The organism is Paraburkholderia sp. BCC1884, from assembly GCF_900996225.1.
In the GTDB taxonomy this organism is placed as follows: Bacteria; Pseudomonadota; Gammaproteobacteria; order Burkholderiales; family Burkholderiaceae; genus Paraburkholderia.
Genome location: NZ_CAAJGL010000022.1, coordinates 12,543 through 37,059, shown reverse-complemented (window position 1 = coordinate 37,059; position 24,517 = coordinate 12,543). Strand labels below are relative to the sequence as shown.

The following is a 24,517-nucleotide window of genomic DNA, read 5'->3' as shown; positions in this document are numbered from 1 at the left end:
GTCGAGTCCTGCTTTGTCAGTAGGTTTGCTCTGCGGCAACGCCTTTTTGCATGCTTCAGGATAGAGCGGAGTCTACGGTGCTTTCGTCGCGGCAGCAGCGCCAGCCGCAGGCCCGGCTCCCGCGGCATTCTGCGGCGGCATCTCCCAGCCACCGCCCAGCGCCATGAACAGATTGACCTGATCGATCGACACCTGACCTTCGGCCGCCGCCACCTGTGACTTGGTCGACGTCAGCGTGCGGGTCGCATCCAGATCCGAGATGAACGACTCGCGCCCCGCGATATACAGCCGATGCGTTTCATCCGCCGACTCGGCCGCCGACTTCACCGCCGCGCGCAATGCATCGGCGCGCGCGTAATCCGAGGCATAAGTCGCGAGGCTGGTTTCGGTCTCGCGCAACGCGGTCAGCACCACGCCGTCGAATTTCGCCAGCGCCACCTGGCTCGACGCCTGCGCTTCACGTACGCGGCCACGCGCGCCGTTCGCCGGAAAGGTCCAGCTGATCAGCGGACCGAAGCCCCAGCGCGCGGTGGGCGACGTGCCCAGGTCCTCCAGAATCCCGGTCAAACCCGCCGATGCCCCGATGCTCACCGTCGGATACAACGCGCCCGTCGCGACACCGATCCGTGCTGTAGATGCCGCCAGTTGACGTTCGGCCTCGCGCACATCCGGGCGACGCTTGAGCAACGCGGCGCCATCGCCGACGGGAATCGGCTGACGCAATTGCGGCAGCCGGTCGCATGCCAGCACGGCCGGCGGCAAATTGGATGGCGCACGCGCGAGCAGCGCCGCGAGCCGGTACTGCGCGATCTTGCGGCGCGCCGTATAACGTGGAATATCCGCCGACAACGTATCGACCTGCGTTTGCCCACGCGTCACATCGGGCTGATTGCCACGGCCCGCATCACGCAGACGGCGCGATACGTCCACGCGCTGCTTCTGCAAGGCGAGCGACTGTTGAGCGATCCTGAGTTCTTCGGCCGCCGAGCATTGTTCGACGTAGGAGCGCACCACGTCGGCCACCACTGTCATCCGCGCGAGATCGCCCGCGGCCTGCACGGCTTCGGTGTCCGCCTGGGCGGCTTCCACGCCGCGCCGCAGCTTGCCGAACAGATCGATTTCGTACGAGATGCTGATGCCGATATCGCCTTCATTGGCCACCGGCAGCTTTTCGGTAAGCAGGTATTGTTCGGCGGATTCCTGCGCGCGTTCGAGCAGCACCGAGCTCTTGCCTGAAAAGCCGCCCTGCGCTTGTGCCACGCCGAGCGCTTCACGCGAGCGCGCGAGATTCGCAGCGGCCACCCGCAAGTCGGTGTTCGATTGCAAGGCTTCGTCGACGAGACTGTTCAGCACGGGGTCGTCGTACAGTTTCCACCACACGGCCGGCACGTTCTGAGTGGTGGTTAGCCGGGTGTCGGCGCCTTCGATCGGTTCATTCGCGAGCGGCGCATTGACGAGCGCCTGTTGCGGCAGCGAGTAATTCGGGCCGACGTTGATGCAGCCGTTCAACGCGACGGCCAACGGCAGCAGCGGCAATAAGGGTAGGGCGCGCGACAGCTTCATTGCGAGGCGCCCGGGTTGACGGCGGCGGACGCCGGCTGCGCCGACGAAGCGGCGCGAACCGAGGCAGCCGAAGCCGAAGCCGCCGAGGCATCCACTGCGCCCGTGGCCGTCATCGCCGGATGTTTCTTGCTGGCCGGCGACAGGTCGCGCACCGACACCGTCGCGGTGCGGCCGGCGATCATGCGGAAGTCGGGCGGCACTTCATCGAGCGCGACGCGCACCGGAATCCGCTGCGCGAGACGCACCCAGCTGAACGCGGGATTCACGTTCGGCAGCAGATTGCTGCCTTGCGTGCGGTCACGGTCTTCGATGGCGGCGACGATGCTCTGCACGTGACCACGCAGCACGGTCGGCTCGCCCATCACGGTGATATCCACCGGCTGACCGATGTCGATGCCACCCAGCTTGGTTTCCTCGAAATAGCCGTCGACGCGGAACGAATGCATATCGACCACCGCGACCACCGCGCGCCCGGCTGCGACGAATTCGCCGACGCGCGGCGCGCGGTCGTTCAGATAACCGTCCACCGGGCTCATGATCGTGGCGCGCTGCAGATTGAGCTTCGCAGTGTCGATGGCGACGTTCGCATCGGCCAGCGCGGCTTCGCCCGCCTCGACCCGCGAGCGGCTTTCTTCCGACACTTCGGCTGCGACCAGGTCGCCGAGCTTGCGGTTGCGCGTATCTTCGCGGCGCGCCTGATCGAGCGTGGCGCGGCGTTGTTGCGCGGTGGCCTGCGCCTGTCGCAGCGCGAGCGTATAACGGGCCTGGTCGATCACGAACAGCACCTGGCCTTGCTTGACCTGCTGGTTGTCGACTACGTCGACCGAGGTGATGAGCCCCGAGATATCCGGCGCAACCTGGATCACGTCGGCGCGCACGTGGCCGTCGCGCGTCCAGGGCGCGAACATGTAGTAGCCGACCAGTTTCCACAGCACGAAGGCCGCGGCGACGACGACGATAAGGGTCAGCAGAATTTGACCGACGGAGAACCAGGTTTTTTTCACGTTATTAGTCTGTGCGAAACGACGACGACAAGGCCCAGCACCAGCACGTAGATGCCGAGATCGAAGATGGAGCGATGCCAGACGAAGCGGTAAAGGCCGACGCGCGCGAACACCGTACGCAGCACCAGGTTGATCAGATACGCGACCAACATCAGCACCAGCACGGCCGGAACGAACACGCCGAAGATATCGATTTCACCGATCATCGCGGGGAGTGGAAAAGAAGGGAAAGGGGCGAGCCGGCTCGCGGAACGGGCGCATCAGGCAGCGGCCTCCGGTGCGGGCGGCGCCGGTGACGTCAGCGTGGCCGGAAACAGCGATAGACGCAAGCCGACCAGCGCGTGCAACGCCTCGCGCAACTGGCGTGCCGAGGCTCGCGAATTCGCGGTGGGGACCTCGACGTCGGCGTTGGCGAGGCCCTGCGCGGTGACGCGCGCCACGGCGGCGTCGATCGACACCATCAGGTTCTCGGGCACCGGCTCGCGCTTGCGGCGCTCGATGCAGTGTTCGTAATAGCTTCGCACGCCGTCGAGCACGCGGTCGATCGCGGCGGGCGCTTCGCCGCCGAGCTTGCGGGTCACGCGGCGCAAATCGAGTGCGTTGAAGGCGATGCGCAGATCGCGGAAACTTTCGATCGACGGATGACGATAGTCGTCGGTGGCGGCAAGGCGGGGGATCAACTGCATCAAGCGGTCGAGCATGCGCGCGGCCAGATTGCGCGGGTCGTCGATCGGCCGGTTCGAGGCCGTGAGCGCGACGTCGGCCCAGCTCGAACGCAACAGCCGCGAAGCGGCGAGTTCGGCGCCGAACGGACGCGTGACGCGGGTCCACAGATACGCGTAGAGCAATCCCGCGAGGCCCGCGAGATTGCTATTCATGAAGATCAGAAAGTTGGCGTCGTACGCGTCCTGAATGCTGATGAAGGTGGCCGTGTTCACCGCGACCAGCACCGTGGCCAGGTTGAATTGCGGGCGCGGGATCAGCGTGCCGACAAAGATGAACGGCGCGGCGAACAGGACCACCAGCATCGGAAAGTCATGGACGTTCGGCAGCACGACGAACAGATACACACCGGCGGCCACCACGCTGATCGCGGTCGCCACGAAAAAGCGGAACACGAATGGCGCGGGTTCGTCGAGCGCGGCAAAGAAGCAGCAGGCCACTGCCGCCAGCGTCACCGCGCTGGCGCCATCGTTCCAGCCCGAGCTGATCCACAAACTGCAGGCGAGAACCACGGCGGCGGCGGCCGAGCCGGTCGAGAACAGCATGATGCCGCGATCGTAGAAGCGCTCGGTGCCACCGAGCCGCCAATGGCGAAAGCGCGGACGCCACGACCCTTCTTCACGCGTGATGATGCTGCGCAGCGAGCGGCAATCCTGCCAGACGTCGATCACCTGTCTCATACGCCACAGCGCGTTGGAAAGGAGTGCCCCGTCCCAGTTCGCGAGTGCGGCGGACGGCGGCTGCATGGCCGAGATACGGGCGCGCAACGCGTCTGCGATTGCGTCGGATTGGGAGCCGCTGCTCGCGGTGGGCAGCGGTTCGTTGAACCATTTGATGACGTCGGCGATGAGGGTGTCGAGACCCTCGGGCCAGCTCTGACGACCGCTGTTATAAAGCGCCATCAGCGGATCGGCGAGCGACGACATGATGGGCAGCAGCAGTTGCATACGCCCCCGCATTTCATGCGTGCGCGAGAGAACGTCGGGTCGCGTGTGATCGTAGGCGAGTTGGCTCAACAGCAATTCCAGACCATTGATGGTGGCCGCGAGCCGCTGCCGCGCGCCCGAGATTGCCGAGCCGGCCATACGGCCGGACAGGGTTTCGGTCGCGTAGAACGCCGCGTCGCGAAACCAGGCGTCGGTGCGCTCGATGATGGTCGGCGCGAGGCGGCTCGGAAACAACGCGCTGCCCACCACGCTTGCGCAGACGATGCCGAGCAGGATTTCCTCGGTACGGCTGATGGCGAGATCGAACACGCCGCCCGGGTTGGTCACCGAAGGCAAGGCGATGATCGGCATGGTGTAGCCGGCGAGCAGGAACACGTAGCTGCGCGCGGTGCGGTCGGACACCGCCAGATAGAGCAGCGTGCCGGTCCACAAGGCCACGATCACGCTGAACAGATAGGGCGATTCGACGAACGGCGGTACCAGCAACACCGCGCCCGATGCGCCGAGCGCCGTGCCGAGCGCACGATAGAGCGCCTTGGAACGCGTGGCGCCGACAAACGGATTCGACACGATGTAAACGGTGGCCATCGCCCAGTAAGGCCGCGGCAGTTCGAGCTTCAGACCGATGTAGAGCGCGATCATCGCCGCGGCAAACGTCTTGACCGAGAACAGCCAATCGCGAAGAGTGGGATAGACCATGATCTGTTACGCCGGATCGCCGGCCTCGTGGGGCGCGGCGGTGTCTGCTTTGCGCTTGTTGGATTTATTCGCTTTGACGGCTTTGTGCGCGGCCCCCGAGGCTTGCGTACGTTCGTTCGCGGCGCGTTCTTCGCCGCCCGTGTCGTTGTCCGAGGTGAACGCGGCCAGCACGCGCAAGGTCGCTTCGAGATCGCTGCGCGAGACGCCTTTCAACGCTTGCGCGCGCAGTGTGACCAGTTCTTCTTCCATCCTTGCGGTGACGGCGCGGCCTTCTTCAGTGAGCGCCACGGTCTTGGCGCGCCGGTCTTCGGGATCTTCGTCGCGGCGCATCAAGCCGGCCGCGCACAGTTGATCGAGCAGCCGCACCAGCGAGGGCCCTTCGATCCCGACGTGATCGGCCAGCGTCACCTGGCGCACCGCCTCGCCAAGCCGGCCGGCGGTGAGCAGCGGCGTGGCGCACGCTTCGGAAACGTTGAAGGCCGCGAGCACGCCGTGGCTCGTGCGCCGCCATTTTCTGGCAGCCACGACCAGCGTGCTGCTGACGGTGCGGCGCAGGGCATCGAGATTCGTCATGGCCGGTATTGTAGGGGCTAAATATTCGTTAGCAAACTATTGAATTGGATTTTGTAGAGGGACAGCCCCTTTGCGCCCACCACGCCCAACCACCTAAAATTATGAGGATGTATGCCGTTATCTGTTCTGTGAGCCAGTAAGCTGCATGCAAGGACCGCTGGCCACGCGCGCCTGATCGTTGCCGCTAGCCTGTTGCACGCGCATCGAATTAGAAAGGCGACAGAATCTATATGGAAGGTATCGTGACCCAGGAATTTGACACCGTGTCGCTCGCGACACTTCATGCTGCCGACAACGAGACGCTGGATGCGCTTCCATTCGGCGTGATCGGCTTTGCGCCCGACAGTCTCGTCACGCACTACAACAAGTTCGAGTCGGCGGGTGCCGGTTTGCGTGCGGCCAACGTGCTGGGCCGTCATCTGTTCTACGAGGTCGCGCCGTGTATGAACAACTTCATGGTCGCGCAACGTTTCGAAGACGAACCTGAACTCGATGCAACGCTGCCCTACGTGCTGACATTGCGCATGCGGCCGACGCCCGTGCGCCTGCGTCTTCTGCGCGGGCCGCAAGGTGCCACGCGCTTTCTGCTGATCGAGCGGGAGCCCGCCCAGTGAAGTCGTCCGACGAGGCCCAGGACGACGAGCTTCAGACCGAGCACGAGGCACTGCTTTCGTTCGTGTACATGTCACCGGTCGGTCTCGTGCGTAGCGACGCGGCGGGCAGGATCGACATGATGAATCCGCTCGCCTCGCAGTTGCTCATGCCGCTGGTGGGCGCGCACGGCATCGACAATATCTTCGAGAGTTTGAGTTCGGTGGCGCCCGAGTTGCGCAATCTGGTCGAGAGTTTTACGGCGGTGCGCGGACCCGTTTGCGAGAACCATCGCATCTTCGTCACGCCGGCGCACGAGCGCGCCGTGGTGTTGTCTTGTTCGATCATCAAGATCAACGCGCAACTGCTGATGACCGTGCTTACGGACGTCTCCCGCCAGGTGGCGGCCGAGCGGCGCGCGCGTCAGACCGAGTCGTGGCTCGCCGCGATCTACACCAACGTTAAAGACTTTTCTTTCTTCTCACTCGACGCGCAAGGGCGGGTAGAGAGTTGGAACGACTCGGTCACGCGCGTGACCGGCTACAGCGAAGTCGAAGCGCTGGGCAGCACACTCGCGCGTTTTTATGCGCCGGGCCAGTTCCTGCCGCATCGCTCGCCCGAGCATCTGGCTTTCGCACGCGACCAGGGCTGGCATGTCGAAGAATGCTGGTGCGAAACGAGGCAGGGCACGCGTTACTGGGGGCAAATTCTGGTCGCGGTCTCGCGCGAAGAGGACGGCGCGTTCACCGGCTACTCCGTGGTACTGCGCGACATCACGGAGCGCAAGATCACGGCGGACAATCTGAAGCGCCTGCTCACCACCGATCATCTGACCGGCGCATCGAGTCGCGCGCACTTCTTCGAAACCGCTGAGGCGGAGATCGCGCGGGCGCAGCGTGACGGCGAAGCCCTGTCGCTCGTGATGCTGGACGCGGATCATTTCAAACGTATCAACGATACGGCCGGGCATCTGGCCGGCGACGAAGTGCTCAAGCGGATCGTCAGCGAGGCGAAGCAGTTGCTACGCACGCAGGACGTGTTCGCGCGCCTCGGCGGCGAGGAGTTCGTGCTGATGCTGAGTGGCGCCGATGCACGCTACGCGACGCATGTGGCCGAGCGATTGCGCGCGGCCATCGAGGCGGCGCGCGTCGTGACCCAGGCGGGCGAGGTACGGGTGACGGTGAGCCTCGGCTGCGTGACGTTGAGCAAATCGTGCTCGACCTTGCAGGCGCTGCTGCATGCCGCCGACCTCGCGCTTTACGAAGCCAAGACGGCGGGGCGTAACTGCGTGCGCTGAAGCCCCGCCGCTCTACATCGACGCGTGGCCGTTCGGGAGCAGCCACGCGTGATCATGCAGCGAGACCGAGGCGCACGGTACGCGCCAGATCGTCGAGCTGAAACGGTTTGCGCAGAATCGTGCAGCGCTTGACCGCGAGCCCGGAAATATCCACGTCGGCATAGCCGGTGGCAAGAATCACCGGCAAGTCTTCGCGCATCTTGCGCGCTTCGGCGATCACGTCGATGCCGTTCATGCCGGGCATCGCGAAGTCGACCATCAGCAAGTCGGGCTTGTCGTCCTGTAAGCGGTTCAGGCCCGCGCGTCCGTCCGCGGCCTCCGTCACCGTATAGCCGAGCATTTTCAGCGACTCGACGAGCATGGCCCGCACTTCGCCGTCGTCTTCCACTACCAATACGCGCTTCTCGCCGACCACGTTGGCCTCGGCGTTCGACGTCGTTTCGGTTTGCGACGCTACCCGTTCGCGCAACGGCAACCAGATCTCCACTGTCGTGCCTACGCCTTCTTCACTGAAGAGGCGCGCGGTGCCGCCTGCCTGCTTGGCGATACCGTAGACCTGGCTCAGGCCGAGTCCCGTGCCCTTGCCGACTGGCTTGGTCGTGAAGAACGGATCGAACACGCGCGAGACCACATCGGGCGGCACGCCCGAGCCGGTATCGGCGACTTCGAGCACGACGTAGCGGCCGTCTGCGAAAGTCTGATCGGGCGCCGAGCGGTCGCGCACGCGAATGCTCAGCTTGCCGCCACCGGGCATGGCATCGCGTGCATTGATGGCGAGATTGAGGATGGCGAGTTCGAGTTGATTGGCATCGGCCTGGGTCCACATCTCCGCGCCGTCGAACTCGTTCGTGTACGCGATGCTCGACCCGAGCGAAACGGTGATGATGTCGCGCATGCCTTGCAGCAGCGTTACTACGTCGACGGCTTTCAGATCGAGGTTGCTGTTGCGCGAGAAAGTCAGCAACTGGCCGGTCAGTTTGGCGCCGCGTTCGGTTGCGCGTTTGACGGTGGCGGCCATGCCGCGAATCCGTTCGTCGCTGCTGACGCGCGCGATCAACTCCGAGTTGACCATGATGACGTTCAGCAAATTGTTGAAGTCGTGCGCGATGCCGCCGGTCAACTGTCCGAGCGCTTCCATCTTCTGCGATTGCACCAGCACCGCCTGTACTTTGGCGCGTTCGTGAATTTCCATCATGAGCCGGTTGTTGGCCGAGGCGAGTTCGTGCGTGCGTTCGGCAATGCGGCTTTCCAGCGAATCGTTCAGTTGCACCAGCGCGTCTTGCGCCTCGATGCGCTCAGCAAGATGGCGGCGCGATTCATATTGCCGCGCGCGCGCCCGCAGGGCCGACGCGACTGCGCGCCGCAAGGTTTCCGAGTTCAGTGGACGTTCCAGCACCACCACGTTGCCGAGTCGCTCGAGCACTTCCAGTCCGCGTGCGGAGCGGTGTCCGACGCGTGAGGCGGCGAGCAGGATAAAAGGAAAGTCGGACCACGCCGGCTGCTGTTCGAGCCAGCCGAACAGACGTGCAGCCTGATTGTCAGCGAGGGCTTCTTCGGCGATGAGCGCCGTGCCCGCGCCTGCGTTCAGCGCGTCGGTGAGCGTATCGGCATCGCGGCAGGCCACGCAGACCCGCTGGTCTTTCTGAAGGACTTCGGCAATGACGTCGGCGTCGCGGCCAAACGGCGCCAGGATAAGGACGTGGTGCTCCATGTCCTTACGACCTCGAGGTGTCGATGACGCGATCGGTGCTGCCGAGCAAGGCCGTGCTGCCACGGTAGGCCGGCAGGCCGGACAGCACGCCCTCGAAATCGCGCAGCGCCTCACCCACTTCCACGCCACGATCGCCGAGCCGGAATTGACGGATCGAGCGCTCGTGCGCGTTGGCGCGACTCTTCACGGCGGTGACCGCCGTAAGCACTTCGCCTTGGTGCTCGAAATAGCGGAACAGCACCACCACATCGCTGAGATAGCTGATGTCGATATCGCTCTGCACTTCGCCGATGATGCCGTGCTGACCGAGCACGAGCATGGTAATGACTCCCTGCTGATTCAGATAGCCGAGCAACTCGTGCATCTGCAGCAACAGATAACGCTCGCCGGGCATCGCCTGGAGATAGGCGTTCAGGCTGTCGATTGCGACGTACTGGCAGCCTTTTTTCTCGACCGACTGGCGCACGTCGCTGGCGAATTCGCCGGGCGAGATTTCGGCGGGATCGATCTGGCGCAAGGTCAGCAAACCGCTTTCGACGTGCGGCGCCAGATGCATGCCGAGCGTCGCGCAACGGATCATCAGCGTGGTGAGCGTTTCGTCGAACACGTAGTACACGCAGCGCTCGCCGCGCTCGAGCGCGGCGATCAGGCACGACACGACGGTGGTCGTCTTGCCGACGCCCGATGGTCCGATCATCAGCGCGTTGGTGCCGGGCAGCAGGCCGCCGCCGAGCAGCGCGTCGAGACCCTCTGTGCCGGTGCTGCGCACGTTGGTGCTGAAATGGGTGTGGTGTTCGGCCGCGACGAGGCGCGGATAGACATGGATGCCGCCGGTATCGAGCGTGAAATCGTGATAACCCTCGCGGAACTTGATGCCGCGCATCTTGGCGATGCGCATGCGTCGACGGTTGCCGCCGTAGTCGTGCACGAGGTTGTCGAGACTGATCACGCCGTGCGCGATGCTGTGCAGTTGCACGTCGCCGGAGTCGGACGCGTTGTCGTCGAGCAGCAGCACCGTGCAGGCACGAGTCGCGAAATAACGCTTGAGTGCCAGAATCTGACGACGGTAGCGCAGCGGGTTCTGCGACAGCAGGCGCAATTCGGACAGGCTATCGAGGACGATGCGCGCCGGCTTGAGTTCGTCGACCTGCTGGATCACATTGCGCACGGTCTCGCCGAGTTCGACCTCGGCCGGATGCAAAACGGTCTGCTCGTATTGTGGATCGAGCCCTTCGTCGGACAGCAGTTCGAGAATCGTAAACCCGCCGATATCCCAGCCATGACTCTCGGCCACCGAGATCAACTCCGAGCGGGTTTCGGAGAGCGTAATGTACAGACCGCCCTGGCCTTCGGCCACACCTTGCAGTAGGAATTGCAAGGCGAGGGTAGTTTTGCCCGTACCGGGCGCACCCTCCACGAGGTACATCCGGTGAGGCGTAAAGCCGCCTCCCAGGACGTCGTTGATGCCCTCGATCCCCGAGGAAAGGCGGGCCGGCTTGTCAGCGGCTAATTTATTTGACATGGCGTAGCGGTTTGCGTCGTTTGGATGAGCATGTGATCGGTAGCCCGGTACGGCCAGAATGCAATTTGTGTGCCCGTCCCCGCGCCACGGGGCTCGAAGCGTCGATACACGGCCATCCCCGCTGAATTCCCGTCAGACGCCTGCCCGCTTCATCACCAGTTCGATGAAGCGCGTCGCCGCGCTGTTGTGAAGAGCACCCGGGTGAGCTAGATGCAGCGGAGCGCTCAACTTCGCGGGGTTCGCCAAGGTGCAGTACACCGTGCCCACCTGGTCGTAACGTTGCATGGAGGCCGGCACCAGGGTGACGCCGAGTCCGGTCGCGACGAGATTGATCCCCGACACCATGCGCGGCACCTCGCGCGCGATACGCGGCACGAACCCGGCCTGCCTGCACGCGGCCAGAATGTCGGCGTACATGCCGGGCGCGCCGGGCCGGCGCACGAGGATGAAGTCCTCCTGCGCCAGCGCCTCCAGTGAAATCCGCGGCCGTTTCTTGCCCGCGCCCTTCAGCAGACGATGGCCGACCGGCAACACCACGACCATCGGCTCGTCGAGCAGCAACTTGAAGGCGACGCCCTCACGCGCGTCGACCGGTTTGCGCAGAAAGGCAGCCTGAATCTGCCCCGCAGCCAGCCGCTCGATGATTTCCGCCGCGTTGAGCTCGGCAAGCTCGACTGCGACCTCCGGGCACATGGTGCGGAATGCGCGGATAGCCTCGGTCGTGAACGGATGAAACGCGGCGGAACTGGTCAGGCCGATCGAAATCGTGCCGAGCTCGCCGCGTGCGATGCGGGCCGCCTTGTCGACCGATTCCTGCAGATTTTGCAGCAGGCGCTGCGCATCTTCGGCGAAGGCGCGTCCTGCGGGTGTCAGCGTGACGCCGCGCGACATACGCACGAACAATGCGAAGCCGATCTCCTCTTCCAGCAGGCGAATCTGCTGCGAGAGCGGCGGCTGTTGCATCGCCAGTCGCTCGGCCGCGCGTGTGAACTGGCCTTCTTCGGCGACCGCCAGGAAGTAACGCAGATGCCGCAGTTCCATCGTGTTTCCGCTCCGGGTCGCCTGTCACGGTGTGCGCGCTGCCATATCGTATAAGTATGAACAGTGCGTAAAACGGGTATTTTACATTTAGCATGAGCACGCCTACGATCGTGGCATCGCGAGAAAAGAAAAGACCGACAGGAGACACCCGTGAGCAGGCAATCCGCATTACGACGACGGATTTGCCGATGCGCTGCGTTCAGGACAGCGCACGGTAATCAGGAGCACGTCGCATGACCTTCCGTTTTTCACGACCTCCGGCGGTGCAAAGCGCCGCAGTGATCGCCATCGTATTGATGTCGTTCGCGCGGCCCGCACTTGCAGCGCAATCGCACGAGTCGCATCTCAAGCCCGTGAAGACGATCGCCGATGCGCGTCTCACGATCGACACGCCCCAAGGCCAGGCTGAATTTCCGCTGTACCTTTCACAAGACTGGAGTGTCGCGCAGCCTCAGGTGACGCGCGCGGTGATCGTGATTCACGGCAAGCTGCGCAACGCCGATGTGTACTTCCGCACCGCGCAGAACGCGCGTGACGCGGCCCATGCAGACCCAGTCGCCACGCTCCTGATCGCGCCACAGTTTCTCGCCACGCTCGATACGCGCATACATGATGAGCCCGCCGATCTGCTGCGTTGGAAAGGCGATGCATGGATGGGCGGCGAAGCAGCGCGCGCGCCGCTGCCGATCAGTTCCTACGCTGTGCTCGACGCGATCGTCGCGCGCCTGGCCGATCGCACGCTGTTTCCGACTCTGCGTCACGTGGTGCTGGCCGGACACTCCGGCGGCGGCCAGGTCGTGCAGCGCTATGCCGTGGCGGCGCGCAATATCGCTGCGCTGACGAGCGAGGGCATCGACGTGCGCTATGTGGTGGCGAGTCCGTCTACCTATGCGTATTTCGACGCCCAGCGGCCCGACGCCCAAGGCGTCGCCGCGCCCTTCGATGCTGCGCAATGCCCCGGTTTCAATCAATGGAAATACGGCATGGACAACCGGCCGCCGTATCTCGACGACCGTTCTCCCGCGCAACTCGAAGCGACCTATGCGTCGCGCCGGATCGACTATCTGGTCGGCGGCGCGGATAACGATCCTCGGCAAAAGGCGCTCGACACGACTTGCGCCGCCGAAGCACAAGGGCCGCAGCGCGTGGCGCGCGCCGAGGCGTACTACCGTTATATCCAGTCGCGTCATCCGGATGGCTTGCCGCAGCGTTTTCATATCGTGCCCGGCGTGGGCCACGACGGCGCGCGCATGCTGACTTCGGTCTGCGCGTTGGCCGCCATGTTCGATACACAAGGATGCGAGCAATGAGCGAGGCGACATTCCACTCACAGGACGGCGCAGCTTCCGGCGCCGCTGTCCAGAATACGTTGAGTCCGTCGATGGTGCGGCGCGCGATCTTCGCTTCCGTGCTCGGCAACGGACTCGAATGGTTCGACTTTCTGATCTACGGATACTTCGCGAAGATCATCGCGCAGGTGTTCTTTCCTGGCGGCAGCGGCTTCGTGTCGATCATGCTGACGCTGGCGACCTTCGCCGTCGGCTTCATCGTGCGGCCGATCGGCGGCATTCTGCTCGGCATTTACGCCGACCGGGCAGGGCGACGCAAAGCGCTCTCGCTGCTGATCATTTCGATGGCGGGAAGCACCCTGCTGATGGGTCTGACGCCGAGCTACGCCCGTATCGGGATCGCCGCGCCGCTGCTGGTGGTGCTGGCGCGTCTGCTGCAAGGGTTGTCGGTCGGCGGCCAGTTCGCGACCGCGTCGGCGATGCTGGTCGAGTACGCTCCGCCGCACAAGAAGATGTTCTATGGCAGCTTCAACATGTCGGCGCAGGCGTTTGCGTTGCTGTTGTCGTCCGGGGTCGGCTATCTGCTCACTACGCAGTTGACGCACGAGCAACTGGTGGCCTGGGGCTGGCGTTTGCCGTTCCTGTTCGGCGCGTTGGCCGGGCCGTTCGGGTTTTATATCCGCCATCGCGTGGCCGAGTCGCCGGAGTTCGAACGTCTCGTCGAACACGGCGACAAGCCGCCACGCGTGACGGTCCGCGAGTTCTTCCGCGACAACGGTGATGCGGCAATCTGTGCGATGGGCGTGATCATCGTCGGCGCGGCGACTAATTACGTGTGGCACTCGTATCTCTCGGTGTATGTCGAGCGTCAGTTGCATCTGCCCTTGTCCACCGCATTGCTCGGCGCGTTCGTCTCGGGTGTGTTGAACCTGTTCCTGTTTCCGCTGACGGGCAAACTCGCCGATCGTTTCGGCGCTTACCGCCTGTTCTTCCCGGTCGTGATCGCGTGGATGATCTGCGTCTATCCGCTCTATCACTTCGTGGTCACCAACCCGACGCCGGGGCATCTGTTCATCGCGCAGATGGTCGCCACGGTGTTCCTCGCCGCGATGTCGGGTGCGCATCCCGGCATGCTCGCGACATTGTTTCCGGTGCGCAGCCGCTCGGCGGGCGTGGCGATTTCGTACAACATCGCGGTGACGCTGTTCGGCGGCCTGGCGCCGTTGACCATCACGGGCCTGACAGGGCTCACCGGCAGCAGTCTCACGCCGGCGTTCTATCTGATCTTTGCCGGCTTCGTTTCGCTCGCGATGGTGTATTTCACGCGCGCCGGACGCGAGCCACTGCGCGCGACGGCAAGAACCGCGACGCCGTAGCGAGACTGGATTTCTTCGATCAACCACGAGCCCATTGCATGACCCAGCCCTTGAACTCCGATGACGAACGCGCGCCGAATGAACGTCCGGTCGCGGTCGTCGCCAGCCGGCACCTCTGCGTCACGACGCAGGCAGGCAGCGGCACCGTGCCCGTGTACGCCAATGGCGACTGGTTGGTTCCGACGGGCAACGTGCGACGCGCGGTGATCCTGATCCACGGACGTCTGCGCAACGCGGACACCTACTTCGATCTGGCGCAGCAGGCGTGCGCGCTGGCGGGCGGCGGCCCTGACGATACGCTGCTGATCGTGCCGCAATTTCTCGCGAGTGCCGATGTCGCTGCCCATGAGTTGCCGTCGTCCACCTTGCATTGGGACTGGACGAGCTGGATGGGTGGTGAGAACGCCGAAGGCCCGGCGCCGGTCAGTTCGTTCGACGTGCTCGATGCGATCGTGCAAACGCTGGCTTCGCGCGAACAGTTTGCGTCGCTGGCCGAAGTGGTGGTGGCGGGACATTCGGGCGGCGGACAGGTCGTGCAACGCTACGCGGTCGTGGCGCGCGATGAGGAGCAACTCGCGGCACGAGGTGTCGCGCTACGCTATGTGGTCGCGAACCCGTCGTCATATGTGTATTTCGATGCCATGCGGCCGACGGCGTCGGGCGACTTCGCGACGTTCGGTGCCGAGCGGTGTGCGTCGTTCAATCGCTGGAAGTACGGGCTCGAGGATTTGCCGGCTTATGCGAGCGGCGTCGACGGCGTGGTGGCGGCGCGGGCGCTCGAATCACGTTATGCGCAGCGCGACGTGACCATCCTCTTGGGTGGCGCGGATTGCGACCCGCAGCATCCGGCGCTCGACCGCTCCTGCGCTGCGATGGCGCAAGGCGATCATCGGCTGGGGCGTGGGCTGGCCTACGCGCGTTATATGGCGATGCGCCATCCGCGGGGACTCGCGCATCGCACGTATGTGATCGCTGGGGTGGGGCACGACGCCAAAGGGATTTTCGCGTCGGCGCAAGGACGCGTGGCCTTGTTCGGCGATGGGCTTTGACGCGGGCTGATGGATAGGCACGAAGCCTGCTACCGCTTCGAGGCCATTCTCAACCTGCCTCCAGGAACGCGCCGACATGAACACGCCCCGACTATTGCTTGCTACCGCGCTCGCTGTGACATCGCTCGGCGCTTTGTTCCCATTGAGCGCGAATGCCGACGATGCGCCCAGTCCGTGTGCCTCGCTCAAACGCATCGTCGCGGCTGCCCCCGGCGGACTGGCCTCGCTGACACCGGACGATGGCAAGGGCGTCGCGCAACCCTACGGCGATGACGCCCAATGCTCGGCGAGCCACGGCAGCTACCAGTGCATGTGGACGCCGCATCACGACGCCGGTTCGAACGCCGATGCACTGCAAGCTGTCGCGGCTGACATTGCTTCGTGCTTGCCGGAGGCGACGCACGATCAGAATTCGCCGGGACGTCAGCACTTTTATGTCGGCGACAAAGGCAAACGTACCGACATCACCTTGACGCCCACGGGGTCGAACAAGCTGCGCCTGATGATCTCGGGGAAGTGAGCGGCGCTTGGGTGGCGTGGGCCTTGCCGCTCAGTCACCATGAGGTCGCCGCGCAGTCGCCGTGCTGTCGCCGCGCTGTCGGTGCAATTGCCGCGCAGTTGCGCTAAAGCGCCGCCGGCCGCCACGTCCAGCCCCGTTGTGTGTGTCGCAATTCCACCGCCGAGAGCGGCGCGATTTCGATGCGCGGAAACACCGCTGGCGATGCCCCCAATGCACCGACGATCGCTGCCCGCAGCACCGGCGCGTGCGTAATGGCGACTACATTTCCTGAAGCGCTCGCTTCGCTCGGCGCGTTCGCGTCGAGCGCGTCCAGCCACGCCCCGATCCGCTCGACGAGTTGACTGAACGATTCACCGCCGGGCGGCGAGGCGTCCGGGTCACGCGTCCAGGTGGCGAGTTCCTGTGGCGCTTCTGAGGCGAGGTCGGCAAGCCGCCGTCCACGCCATTCGCCGTAGTTCAGATCAGTCAATGCTTCGTCGACGGTGGCCTCCAGGCCCAGCGCGGCGGCGGTTTCGCGCGCGCACAAGGCAGGACTGGTCAGGACCCTCGCCTTGTCCGGAATCGCCAGATGGGGGCGGGCCGCCTGCGCTTCGGCGATGCTGCGTGCGTCGAGGGGATCGTCGGCGGGGCAGCGGGCTGCGCGCATGGCGGCCGTTGCTGCGTGGCTGATTAATAGCAGTCTCGTATTCATTCTTTCATTTTTTATAACGATAACGGCGCTGAAAAACAGTCGGCGAATAGCGTTTGGGTTGGCTTTTGGCTTCCCGGTGGGCCAGGTTTCGCGCGTAGAATAGCTGCATTGTGAAGCAAGGAAGCCGGTGAAAGCCCGGCGCGGTCGCGCCACTGTAATTGGCCTGCATGCCAAAAGCCAGACCCGGGCTTCACACTATCCCTTTGCGATCGACTAACGGGGCGCGTTACCCCAGGAGATATTCACCATGAACGAAGCTGTTTTCGATTCTGCCAGCCAACCGGTTGCGCAACCCACGCCTATTCCACTGCGCGAATTGCTCCCCTGGATCGTGTTCGGGGGCCTGTTGTTGTTGCTCGCCATTTACTTCGTGGGCGCGGAAGAAGGTGCCACGTCGCTGGTGCCCGGTATGTATGTGCATGAGTTCGTGCACGACGGCCGCCATCTGCTCGGCTTTCCTTGCCACTGACGGAGTCGAATATGGTCGGTAAATTGTTGGTACGCGGGATGCTTGCGGGCATCGCTGCGGGACTCCTCACGTTCGGCTTCGCCAGATTGGTGGGCGAGCCACAGGTCGATCAGGCGATTTCGTTCGAAGCGAAGGCGGATGCCGCGAAGGGCGAAGCCCCTGAGCCGGAAATCGTGAGCCGCGAAACGCAGGCCGGTTTTGGGTTGTTGACCGGCGTGGTCACCTACGGCGCTGCGGTCGGTGGGTTGTTTTCGCTGGTGTTCGCGTATGCGTATGGGCGTGTGTCGGTGGTGAGTGCGCGTGCGTTGTCCGCGTGGCTGGCGCTTGCCGCGTTCATTGCGCTGGTGATCGTGCCCAATATCAAGTATCCGGCGAATCCGCCCTCGGTCGGCGACCCTGAGACGATTGGTGCGCGCACGGGCTTGTTCTTTTTGATGATCGTCATTTCGATTGCGGCGATGGTGTTTTCGCTGAAGGTGCGGCGTCGCGCTGCGCTGAAGTTTGGCGTGTGGAACGGGTCGATCGTGGCGGGGATCGTGTTCATCGCGATCATCGCTGCCGTGCAATTGTCGATGCCGACGATCAATGAAGTGCCCGCGGCTTTCCCGGCTGTGCTGCTGTGGAAGTTTCGGGTGGCGGCGATCGGTATGCAGGTGATTATGTGGACCACGATCGGGCTGCTGTTTGGTGCGGTGGTGGAGCGTAGTGCGTTGATGCGTCCGGTTGTGGGACGGGTGGTGGCGAAGTCGGTTTGAGGTTTTTATTACGCGCTGTGCTGTGCGAAGCGCAGCGCGTAATAAGGTTGTTGGATCAAGAAGTTGACGCGGTTGTGGGGCTGTTATCCACAGGCTTGCGAACAAAAACTGGGGATAAGTTTTGGGGTGCTGGCATCGGCAAGGGGCTTGTCACTCGTGATCTGCCGAACCAAGCACCAATCCCGAATGTAATCGTTCCATTGATATACGTGAACAAACACCTGCCCACCACGACTTCTTCTCGGGTTGTTTGAGCGCTTTGTTGTTGGAGTCTCTGATTGACGTAGCAGGAACATGCACCGTATTCGCTAATACGATACCAGCCCTTATTTTCAGGCGTTTCAATTGTGCATTCGTTCGAGCGCGCGAGACGGAATCATGTTTGTGCGGTTGATACCGTTCATGAGGCTAATATATCTCGCATAGCTCTGTCGCGCGTTGGCAATATCCTTGGCCTGCCAGTACGCATCTGCCAAATTCAGCCATGCGACCGTGCGAGCGGGGTCCTTCTGCGTAACTATTTTCAACAACGGAAGTGCGTCGGCGTCGCGCTTGACGGACTGAAGCATGAAAGCATAATCGTTTATCGCGGGGATCATCGCCTTGATCGCCGCTGGTCGATCAAGCCAATCAGATTGATAAGCCTCCACAAACGGCCGTAACGTTTCTAAGGCGTCGCTCGTTTTCTTCTGCTTGAAAAGGTAGTTCGCATTTTCGTGGGCGAGGCTCATGAAATAGATGAATATGCGGGCATAAGAATCGCTATCGCTTCGTTGCCCAATATAGCGCCCGGAAAAGTCGATGCCGTCGGCGCATATGCCGTCGACTTCCGCGCCCCCAACGTCGATGTGATCGTCGAACAAATAGACGCCGATCCCTTTCCCTGCAACGTCAGCCTCACCGACGCTAATCAAACCGTTATGCGCGGGCAAAAAATTGCCTTCGTAGTATCGCGGCGGCTTCTTTAGTGCCAGCGGTGCCTGCGCAAAACAGTCGCCCGCTGTTGCTCCACCTTTGGGCAACGCTCCGCCTGCAATCATGATTTGCGGTTGACCTCCCGTCCTGGTTAGCAACACGTCGCCCCGGGGGCCGTGATAGGCGGAAATCTGCTCGGCTGCAAACAAGGCATGGCAGCAAACCAGAATCAGAGATGTGGCCGTGGCAATTTTAGTAAGCAGTTTCATTCGTCAGTTCTTCTTGAGCCTTGGGGCGTTCCGCGTCATAACGTTGGGATACGCCAACTTGTTGAGCGTCAGACGAATGGATGAAGTGCACCAATTTCCCGTGCCCATCTTTTCTTCCACGCTCGTCATAAATAGCGTCGATCAATTTACGATCGTAGCCTTTCGTCTCGGCCGGTGTTTCATCCACGTTGCGAATTGCAGTCACCACGATATCGGTCGAGGGGCCTAACTGCACACAGGTGGACCACACTACGTCATTGACCGCGTGGGCATGGTACCGAAGGTCAATTTCAGTTTCGCTCATGACGTGAGTTATCTGGACGTCGAAGTGGGTAATCCTGACGTAGTTGTGCTCGACCTCCTTGAATTCGTCGGGATGGGCTGTCACGGTTTCGCGCCATTTTGCGGAAAATGCAGTGGTTCCCGGAATGAGTCCCGCGAAATCATTTTTCCAAGGAAATTCCGATGAATTCACGAATTTCTGGACTGTACCTCCAATCACGAACGTACCATCTCGCTGACGCGTCTTGCTTGTCATCTGATATGCACCGTACGAAACTCCGCCCGGATCGCCTTGGCCTCCCGACACGACGATAGAACCGCGTCCGCCGGTCTCAAAGTGGCTCGAGAGCTTGCCGAGGTCGAAATCGTGCCGCCTCCGACCAGAAATGAAATTGCCGACAAGCCCCATGGGATGCAAGTGATACACCACCGACGAAGCCGGGAAACCGGTCACGCTCGCCACGCCATTCCAGAACCGCAACGCATCAATGCGCGTCTTCTCTGCCTGCCAGACCGGAAGCCCCGCATGCATATGCGAATCCAGCGCATCCCACTTGCTCATCTCACCGCCCCATTCGCTTTCATACCGCACGATCAAATGATCGATGCGATCCGCAAGCCACGGTTTGCCGAGCGACAGTTGTAGTTCGTGCGCCGTAATCTTCCCATCGCGTTGCTCCGCGCTGTCGATTGCATCTTCGAGTTTTTTGATGGTTTCGTCCAAACGGGCACTATTGAAAGAATCCTCGAAGGTCGCGAGTTCGTCAGGCGTGCCACTGTCAGCGATGAACAACGCACGCTGGAACATATCCGACACTGACGTCCCAAGACTCATCACCTCGAATCCCGGCCAATCCCAAGGACTCTTCAGTTCAACAAGGGGGTGCCCATGATCGCAAACCCAGCCGTCGATCTGGGCGTTGTTGTCATCGGCGATGCTCACTGCGTACCACGTCTTACCTTCGGATTCGACGCAATGTTGGGCTGATCCCGTTGTCACCACACGTGTCCAGGCTGCCGTGGCACCACTTGTCGAATTGACGCTAAGCGGAAAGCCGCTCCACGCGTCGCGCTCACCCGTATGTGGGAGATCCGCCCGTGCGATCCAAAGGGCGGGTTGACCAGCAACAGGATGGCCTGATGCGTTGACCGCTTGAACCTTGCACCATTGGCCGCTAGCTGGCGAATCTGCCGTGACCTTGATCGCCACGCCATCGGCGATTGAACTGTCCGGTCGCGCGGGCTGCGCCAGTGTTGCTCCCTTCGAGATCAGCAACAGCGTGCGCGACTTCGGATCGATTCGTTGCGCTCTCGTCCTGCTACGTGCGATGAAGGCGTCAAGATCGTCACCCGTAAACATCTCGACATGAATCAATGGCCGCTGGCCCAACTTTGGAGGTAGTGTATGGTGGTTACGCGCCTCCACGAGCCGCTGATATTCCCCGATATACGCAACCGTTTCTCCCGCAGCGATCTTGCGGGGCGTTGGCAGGACATAGACCTCGTCCACCGCTAACGGCTGGGTTTCGTCGTCCATTTCGCCTACGTAGATCCAGCCGGTCCGCGCAGCCGCATTCGGCGTTTCGCCTTCTCTATACGATTGCGCCGCGCCCTCAACGAAACTTGCGATCTTGCCCCACTCGCCATGCTTCTGCCCGACCTTGATTTTCGTGCCGCGTGGAAGCCATCCAAGCACTGAGGCATGCGAAGAATGCGATGCTCGCACGCGCAAGCCGATCGCCGCGCTGTCGTGTTGATTTGAAGCAGTCAGGCGCGGGTCGTTCGCTTTCGATCCAACACTATAAATATGACTCGCACCGTAATAGGCTGGCAGCGCTTTCGCCGCTCCGTGCGGCGGGTGGCTCGCGTCGTAGCCATCCAGCGGCAGCGTATGCATGTAGAGACTGAAGTATGTCAGCACGTCGCCAGGAGGTGGCGCGTTGGCCGTGCCCGGCGAAGTGCCGTTGCCATTCGACGGTTGCGGGGCAGCCGTAGGCAACACCAGCCGGTGGCGAACCAGCGTGAATCCGCTCGAATATCCCGCTTTGCTTCCGTCCGGATAGACGAGTTCCCTAATTTTCGAATCCAGGCGAAACGCAACCACCTCACCGTCCGCGATGCATTTGACGCTCCCATCCTGATCGAATTTTCCAGCGGTCTGTGAGCCAAAGTGAATTCCCCCGTGCCAAAGTCCATTGGCGCCGAGCGGATAGAAGCCATCCTCGGCTGCCGCGAGCCCGCCGAGATAGTCTTCTGGCGCGTAAGTCGTGTTCGTGGTTTTCAGAGGAAAGGGGTAAGCCCAGCTTTCGACCTTCGACGGTTGTTCTGGTGGTTGCGCCACACACTATCCTTATTGGCTATTGTCAGATGGGCTCGATCTCTCGGTCGATCAGCCGGAGAAGTCGACCGACCGGCTCGGAGTACCGTCTTTCCAGGATGGGAACTTTTCATCGAGCCGGGTCGGGCCGTTAAAACTGTGCTGCGCACCCTTCACGTCGATGCTGCCCGGCGCATGAATTTCGATGTTGCCGTCCTTGAGGCGGATGTAGGCGCCCCCCGCAGTCAACAGAATTTCCTGTTTCGCCATGGCCTCAACGTTCTGCGTCGCGGAGATCAAACTGACCTTCTTTTGTGCAGTCACTTCGATGTTGTCGCCTTGCGCCTGAATTTCTACCTTGCCTTTTGCAGCGAACAGCTTCATTCCCGCGTTCTGCACGAACAGGCTCAACGTCTGCGCCACGCTTGCGATCAAGGATTTACCCGTCGCCACATGTGTACTCTGTCCGCTGACGAAGGTGATCTGTTGATCGGCCGCGATGTGTGTGGACTGTTGCGTCGAAAGTGCGATGCCCGACGGACTCGCCATCAGCATCACCGGTTCACTGAACGCATTCGCGCTGCCAGTGCCACCACCGGCCGTGATACCACCACTCGCGGCATTGGCACCGCTTGTTGCGCCTTGCCGGTTCGATTGAGTTGCGGCAATGAGGGTCTTGAGCGCGTTCGTGCCATCTTCGAGTGATTCGGCCTGATGCGTCGTACTGGATTGCGACAGTGTTTCAATCGAGCTCTGTGCGTTCGTGAGTTGAGTGTGCGCTTCACTTATGTCGAGTTGCTGATCCGTCGCATGCTTTGCGTATGTGCTGACGTAGAGCCCCGCGCCGGCACCGATGGCACCATACGCGTCGGACTTCAGGTCGAAACCGCTGCCTAGATAAGCGCCGCGAGCGTTGGCGCTTTGCGCGATCAGATACCCCAGATGCAACTGTGAGTTGGCGCTCGTGCTGTAAAGCTGCATCCGGTTCTGGCCGGTCGCATCATCCATCACCATCTGGTTGTAACCGCTGCCGCCGTGTTCCTTCGATTTGTAGCCCGACAGGATGCCGTTCGAATGCCAGTGTGGATTCTTCGCGCCGTTGTAGACGCGTCCGGTCACGACAGGCCGGTCGCAGTCGCCGTCCAGCCAGTTCACGATCACTTCCTCGCCCACACGCGGTACATGCACACCACCGTAACTGCCCCCCGTGTCTGACATCGCGACGCGTATCCAGCACGAGGCTTTCTCATCACCCCCGTTCAGCCTGTCCCAATGGAAATGCACCTTGATCCGGTTCAGCGGGTCGGTGTACACCTCCTGGTTCGAAGGTCCGGCCACCGTCGCTGTCTGCATTTGCATCTCTGGTTTGACGTGCTCAAACGGACTGCGATACGCCACGGCCCTGCGCTGCGCCTCGATCGTCACCAGTAGAAAACCTTCGCTGCCGTCTGTGCCGGCGACCGTCAGCGCTGCACCATCGCCTTGATACGCCGCCTTGGCTGCTGCGAGTTCACCTTGCAGGCTGTGTGGAAACGATCGCGCTTGCGTGCTGGACGCGGGCAGGTTGTTCTCGACATACCAGTTCGCTTCGATGATCGCGAACTGGCGGTTCTGCGCACTATCCTTGTCGTGTTCGGGGTGATTGGCGAATTCGAACCAGCGCCCTGCATCAACGCGGCGTATCGCGCCCGCACCTTCGAAACGCTTCGCGCGCGATTCCCATTCCTGCACGCGGATTTCAGACAGTGCATCGCCACGCGACTGCTCGCGGTAGGTGTAAGCACCCGTGTACTCGTAGACTTCGGCCTGCTGCGGCAGCGCACCTTGCGTCGCGAGCGTGGGCACGGTCGTGCCCTTCGGGTTCACCGTCGAGGAAGGTGACTTGTAGTCGACGGTGCGGGTGGTCAGCGTCACGCTCTGCAGAGTGCGCGTAGCGCTCCATTGCACCAGCGAATCGGTCGCGCTTGTGACGGATGACCGGTAAAAATTAACTGTCTGTGGACTGAGTGCCGGCAATGCGCCGATATTATCCGTAACAACAGCCATGTGCGACTTACCATCATCGGCCTGCTCGAAGTAACTGAATAGGCCCTCGAATTCCATAATCCGCTGACAAAAATTCCAGTCATCCTCGTATTGCACGCAAAATGAGCGCTGCGGCAATGCATTCTGAATCGCAAAACGGAATGCGCCTTTGGCCTGCGGGTGGGCATTGAATACGTCGGTGAGAATGGCATCCGCCGATTTATCCTGCCTGATGCGGGCATCTTTGCGAAATTTCAGAAAATGCAGCCAGGAAGCGAATTCGAGTTGATAGGCGCTCAAACCGCCATCGGCTCCCAAACGCCGTGCGGTATGGACGTAGCCGTGGTACGGTAGGTAGGACTGGTCAGTCTGCTGGAGCCAGAGCGTGACGGGTTGCGCGATAAGCGTCTTGAGTTCTATATTCGTGCTGGTTGAAACAACATCGAGCGTAAAACCATAATCGCGACCGATGCGTGAATTCCCAATTAGACGTTGCGGAAGCAGGACATTATTTCCGAGCGGGGTATCGAGCCTGAGTAACCGGCCGGTTTGTATAAGGTTACCGGTAATGGCCGCTGTAAGTTCCTGTGCCCCCACTTTCCGCCCCATGTCTGATCGTTTTTAAACTGACGGCATCATTCTACATAACTTCATATGAAATGGATCGGTTAAGTGGTTCGCCAGGTTTGACGCTCGATGTTCCTAATTATGAGATGCGTTTAAGTCAATCAAAAATCCATGCGGATAACACTGAGCTCGCCAGGAGATCTCGGCGCGTCTTGCCGAGGACGGGCCGCACCAGATTCCAAATAAGTCATCGAATGCTTTGAGCGACCACTGGCTGTTTCGGGTCGACTTCTGCAGACGGCCTTCCATCGACGCGTTGTTC

20 protein-coding genes and 1 riboswitch are annotated in these 24,517 nt (G+C 62.0%); of the genes, 8 read left to right on the top strand and 12 right to left on the bottom strand.

The genetic code is table 11. The features are described from left to right. Nucleotides 1–72 precede the first annotated feature (72 nt). The 5 genes from FQ705_RS01310 to FQ705_RS01290 are packed head-to-tail and all read right to left on the bottom strand — an operon-like array spanning nt 73 to nt 5,509. Nucleotides 73–1,563, bottom strand: a complete 1,491-nt coding sequence (locus FQ705_RS01310; RefSeq protein ID WP_144137670.1) for an efflux transporter outer membrane subunit — start codon at nt 1,561–1,563, stop codon at nt 73–75. Then, complete coding sequence (locus FQ705_RS01305; RefSeq protein WP_144137669.1) at nt 1,560–2,567, bottom strand: efflux RND transporter periplasmic adaptor subunit; 1,008 nt, start codon at nt 2,565–2,567, stop codon at nt 1,560–1,562. The genes FQ705_RS01310 and FQ705_RS01305 overlap by 4 nt, the downstream gene beginning before the upstream one ends. Then, a complete protein-coding gene (locus tag FQ705_RS01300; protein ID WP_144137668.1) occupies nt 2,564–2,773 on the bottom strand; it encodes a DUF1656 domain-containing protein in 210 nt (69 codons plus the stop codon). The genes FQ705_RS01305 and FQ705_RS01300 overlap by 4 nt, the downstream gene beginning before the upstream one ends. Before the next feature lie 54 nt (nt 2,774–2,827). Further along, nucleotides 2,828–4,936, bottom strand: coding sequence for an FUSC family protein (locus tag FQ705_RS01295; protein WP_144137667.1), 2,109 nt, complete (start codon nt 4,934–4,936; stop codon nt 2,828–2,830). 6 nt (nt 4,937–4,942) lie between these two features. Further along, nucleotides 4,943–5,509: a MarR family winged helix-turn-helix transcriptional regulator gene (locus FQ705_RS01290; RefSeq protein ID WP_144137666.1), complete on the bottom strand. Its 567-nt coding sequence runs from the start codon at nt 5,507–5,509 to the stop codon at nt 4,943–4,945. A 242-nt stretch (nt 5,510–5,751) separates the two neighbouring features. On the opposite strand from FQ705_RS01290, the gene FQ705_RS01285 reads away from it, so the two are divergent. Together FQ705_RS01285 and FQ705_RS01280 are read left to right on the top strand one after the other, a co-directional pair. Beyond that, on the top strand, nt 5,752–6,123 hold the full coding sequence (locus FQ705_RS01285; protein WP_222105622.1) for a phosphonate transporter: 372 nt from the start codon (nt 5,752–5,754) through the stop codon (nt 6,121–6,123). Further along, complete coding sequence (locus tag FQ705_RS01280; protein ID WP_144137664.1) at nt 6,120–7,397, top strand: diguanylate cyclase; 1,278 nt, start codon at nt 6,120–6,122, stop codon at nt 7,395–7,397. The genes FQ705_RS01285 and FQ705_RS01280 overlap by 4 nt, the downstream gene beginning before the upstream one ends. Before the next feature lie 52 nt (nt 7,398–7,449). Here FQ705_RS01280 and FQ705_RS01275 read toward each other — a convergent pair whose 3' ends face one another. From FQ705_RS01275 to FQ705_RS01265, 3 genes are all read right to left on the bottom strand, one after another. Beyond that, nucleotides 7,450–9,108: an ATP-binding protein gene (locus FQ705_RS01275; protein ID WP_144137663.1), complete on the bottom strand. Its 1,659-nt coding sequence runs from the start codon at nt 9,106–9,108 to the stop codon at nt 7,450–7,452. Nucleotides 9,109–9,112: 4 nt separating this feature from the next. Beyond that, nucleotides 9,113–10,630 (bottom strand): ATPase domain-containing protein, encoded by a 1,518-nt coding sequence (locus tag FQ705_RS01270; RefSeq protein WP_144137662.1) that lies wholly within the window; start codon nt 10,628–10,630, stop codon nt 9,113–9,115. 132 nt (nt 10,631–10,762) lie between these two features. After that, entirely contained in the window at nt 10,763–11,671 is a 909-nt protein-coding gene (locus FQ705_RS01265) for a LysR family transcriptional regulator (protein ID WP_144137661.1), read from the bottom strand. A 233-nt stretch (nt 11,672–11,904) separates the two neighbouring features. Here FQ705_RS01265 and FQ705_RS01260 point away from each other — a divergent pair, with 233 nt between their 5' ends. From FQ705_RS01260 to FQ705_RS01245, 4 genes are all read left to right on the top strand, one after another. After that, nucleotides 11,905–12,981, top strand: coding sequence for an alpha/beta hydrolase (locus FQ705_RS01260; RefSeq protein WP_144137660.1), 1,077 nt, complete (start codon nt 11,905–11,907; stop codon nt 12,979–12,981). Then, complete coding sequence (locus FQ705_RS01255) at nt 12,978–14,336, top strand: MFS transporter (RefSeq protein ID WP_144137659.1); 1,359 nt, start codon at nt 12,978–12,980, stop codon at nt 14,334–14,336. Before FQ705_RS01260 ends, FQ705_RS01255 begins: the two co-directional genes overlap by 4 nt. 38 nt (nt 14,337–14,374) lie before the next feature. Further along, entirely contained in the window at nt 14,375–15,385 is a 1,011-nt protein-coding gene (locus tag FQ705_RS01250) for an alpha/beta hydrolase (RefSeq protein WP_144137658.1), read from the top strand. A gap of 76 nt (nt 15,386–15,461) precedes the next feature. Continuing rightward, nucleotides 15,462–15,905, top strand: coding sequence for a hypothetical protein (locus tag FQ705_RS01245; protein ID WP_144137657.1), 444 nt, complete (start codon nt 15,462–15,464; stop codon nt 15,903–15,905). Between the two features lie 103 nt (nt 15,906–16,008). Here the strand turns inward: FQ705_RS01245 and FQ705_RS01240 are convergent, their stop codons facing one another. Continuing rightward, a complete protein-coding gene (locus FQ705_RS01240) occupies nt 16,009–16,596 on the bottom strand; it encodes a histidine phosphatase family protein (RefSeq protein WP_144137656.1) in 588 nt (195 codons plus the stop codon). 109 nt (nt 16,597–16,705) lie between these two features. After that, nucleotides 16,706–16,791, top strand: a riboswitch (adenosylcobalamin (AdoCbl) riboswitch). Nucleotides 16,792–16,843: 52 nt separating this feature from the next. Here FQ705_RS01240 and FQ705_RS01235 point away from each other — a divergent pair. Both FQ705_RS01235 and FQ705_RS01230 read left to right on the top strand, forming a co-directional pair. After that, nucleotides 16,844–17,065: a CbtB domain-containing protein gene (locus FQ705_RS01235; protein WP_144137655.1), complete on the top strand. Its 222-nt coding sequence runs from the start codon at nt 16,844–16,846 to the stop codon at nt 17,063–17,065. Nucleotides 17,066–17,076: 11 nt separating this feature from the next. Beyond that, the gene (locus FQ705_RS01230; RefSeq protein ID WP_144137654.1) at nt 17,077–17,820 is read left to right on the top strand and encodes a CbtA family protein; all 744 of its coding nucleotides are present in this window, start codon (nt 17,077–17,079) and stop codon (nt 17,818–17,820) included. 341 nt (nt 17,821–18,161) lie between these two features. Here FQ705_RS01230 and FQ705_RS01225 read toward each other — a convergent pair whose 3' ends face one another. From FQ705_RS01225 to FQ705_RS01215, 3 genes are read right to left on the bottom strand one after another with little or no spacing between them, the layout of a single operon-like run. Then, nucleotides 18,162–19,004 carry a tetratricopeptide repeat protein gene (locus FQ705_RS01225; RefSeq protein WP_144137653.1) on the bottom strand — a complete coding sequence of 281 codons (843 nt, stop codon included), beginning with the start codon at nt 19,002–19,004 and terminating at the stop codon, nt 18,162–18,164. Next, nucleotides 18,988–21,627, bottom strand: a complete 2,640-nt coding sequence (locus FQ705_RS01220; protein WP_144137652.1) for an SH3 domain-containing protein — start codon at nt 21,625–21,627, stop codon at nt 18,988–18,990. The genes FQ705_RS01225 and FQ705_RS01220 overlap by 17 nt, the downstream gene beginning before the upstream one ends. Before the next feature lie 48 nt (nt 21,628–21,675). Continuing rightward, nucleotides 21,676–24,225 (bottom strand): type VI secretion system Vgr family protein, encoded by a 2,550-nt coding sequence (locus FQ705_RS01215; RefSeq protein ID WP_260854367.1) that lies wholly within the window; start codon nt 24,223–24,225, stop codon nt 21,676–21,678. Nucleotides 24,226–24,517 lie beyond the last annotated feature (292 nt).

Bases quoted from the DNA above. Each gene is read 5' to 3' on its own strand.
- FQ705_RS01290 (WP_144137666.1), bottom strand. From the start codon at position 5,509: ATGACGAATCTCGATGCCCTGCGCCGCACCGTCAGCAGCACGCTGGTC.
- FQ705_RS01300 (WP_144137668.1), bottom strand. From the start codon at position 2,773: ATGATCGGTGAAATCGATATCTTCGGCGTGTTCGTTCCGGCCGTGCTG.
- FQ705_RS01255 (WP_144137659.1), top strand. From the start codon at position 12,978: ATGAGCGAGGCGACATTCCACTCACAGGACGGCGCAGCTTCCGGCGCC.
- FQ705_RS01260 (WP_144137660.1), top strand. From the start codon at position 11,905: ATGACCTTCCGTTTTTCACGACCTCCGGCGGTGCAAAGCGCCGCAGTG.
- FQ705_RS01250 (WP_144137658.1), top strand. From the start codon at position 14,375: ATGACCCAGCCCTTGAACTCCGATGACGAACGCGCGCCGAATGAACGT.
- FQ705_RS01265 (WP_144137661.1), bottom strand. From the start codon at position 11,671: ATGGAACTGCGGCATCTGCGTTACTTCCTGGCGGTCGCCGAAGAAGGC.
- FQ705_RS01230 (WP_144137654.1), top strand. From the start codon at position 17,077: ATGGTCGGTAAATTGTTGGTACGCGGGATGCTTGCGGGCATCGCTGCG.
- FQ705_RS01235 (WP_144137655.1), top strand. From the start codon at position 16,844: ATGAACGAAGCTGTTTTCGATTCTGCCAGCCAACCGGTTGCGCAACCC.
- FQ705_RS01295 (WP_144137667.1), bottom strand. From the start codon at position 4,936: ATGGTCTATCCCACTCTTCGCGATTGGCTGTTCTCGGTCAAGACGTTT.
- FQ705_RS01275 (WP_144137663.1), bottom strand. From the start codon at position 9,108: ATGGAGCACCACGTCCTTATCCTGGCGCCGTTTGGCCGCGACGCCGAC.
- FQ705_RS01245 (WP_144137657.1), top strand. From the start codon at position 15,462: ATGAACACGCCCCGACTATTGCTTGCTACCGCGCTCGCTGTGACATCG.
- FQ705_RS01270 (WP_144137662.1), bottom strand. From the start codon at position 10,630: ATGTCAAATAAATTAGCCGCTGACAAGCCGGCCCGCCTTTCCTCGGGG.
- FQ705_RS01240 (WP_144137656.1), bottom strand. From the start codon at position 16,596: ATGAATACGAGACTGCTATTAATCAGCCACGCAGCAACGGCCGCCATG.
- FQ705_RS01225 (WP_144137653.1), bottom strand. From the start codon at position 19,004: ATGAAACTGCTTACTAAAATTGCCACGGCCACATCTCTGATTCTGGTT.
- FQ705_RS01310 (WP_144137670.1), bottom strand. From the start codon at position 1,563: ATGAAGCTGTCGCGCGCCCTACCCTTATTGCCGCTGCTGCCGTTGGCC.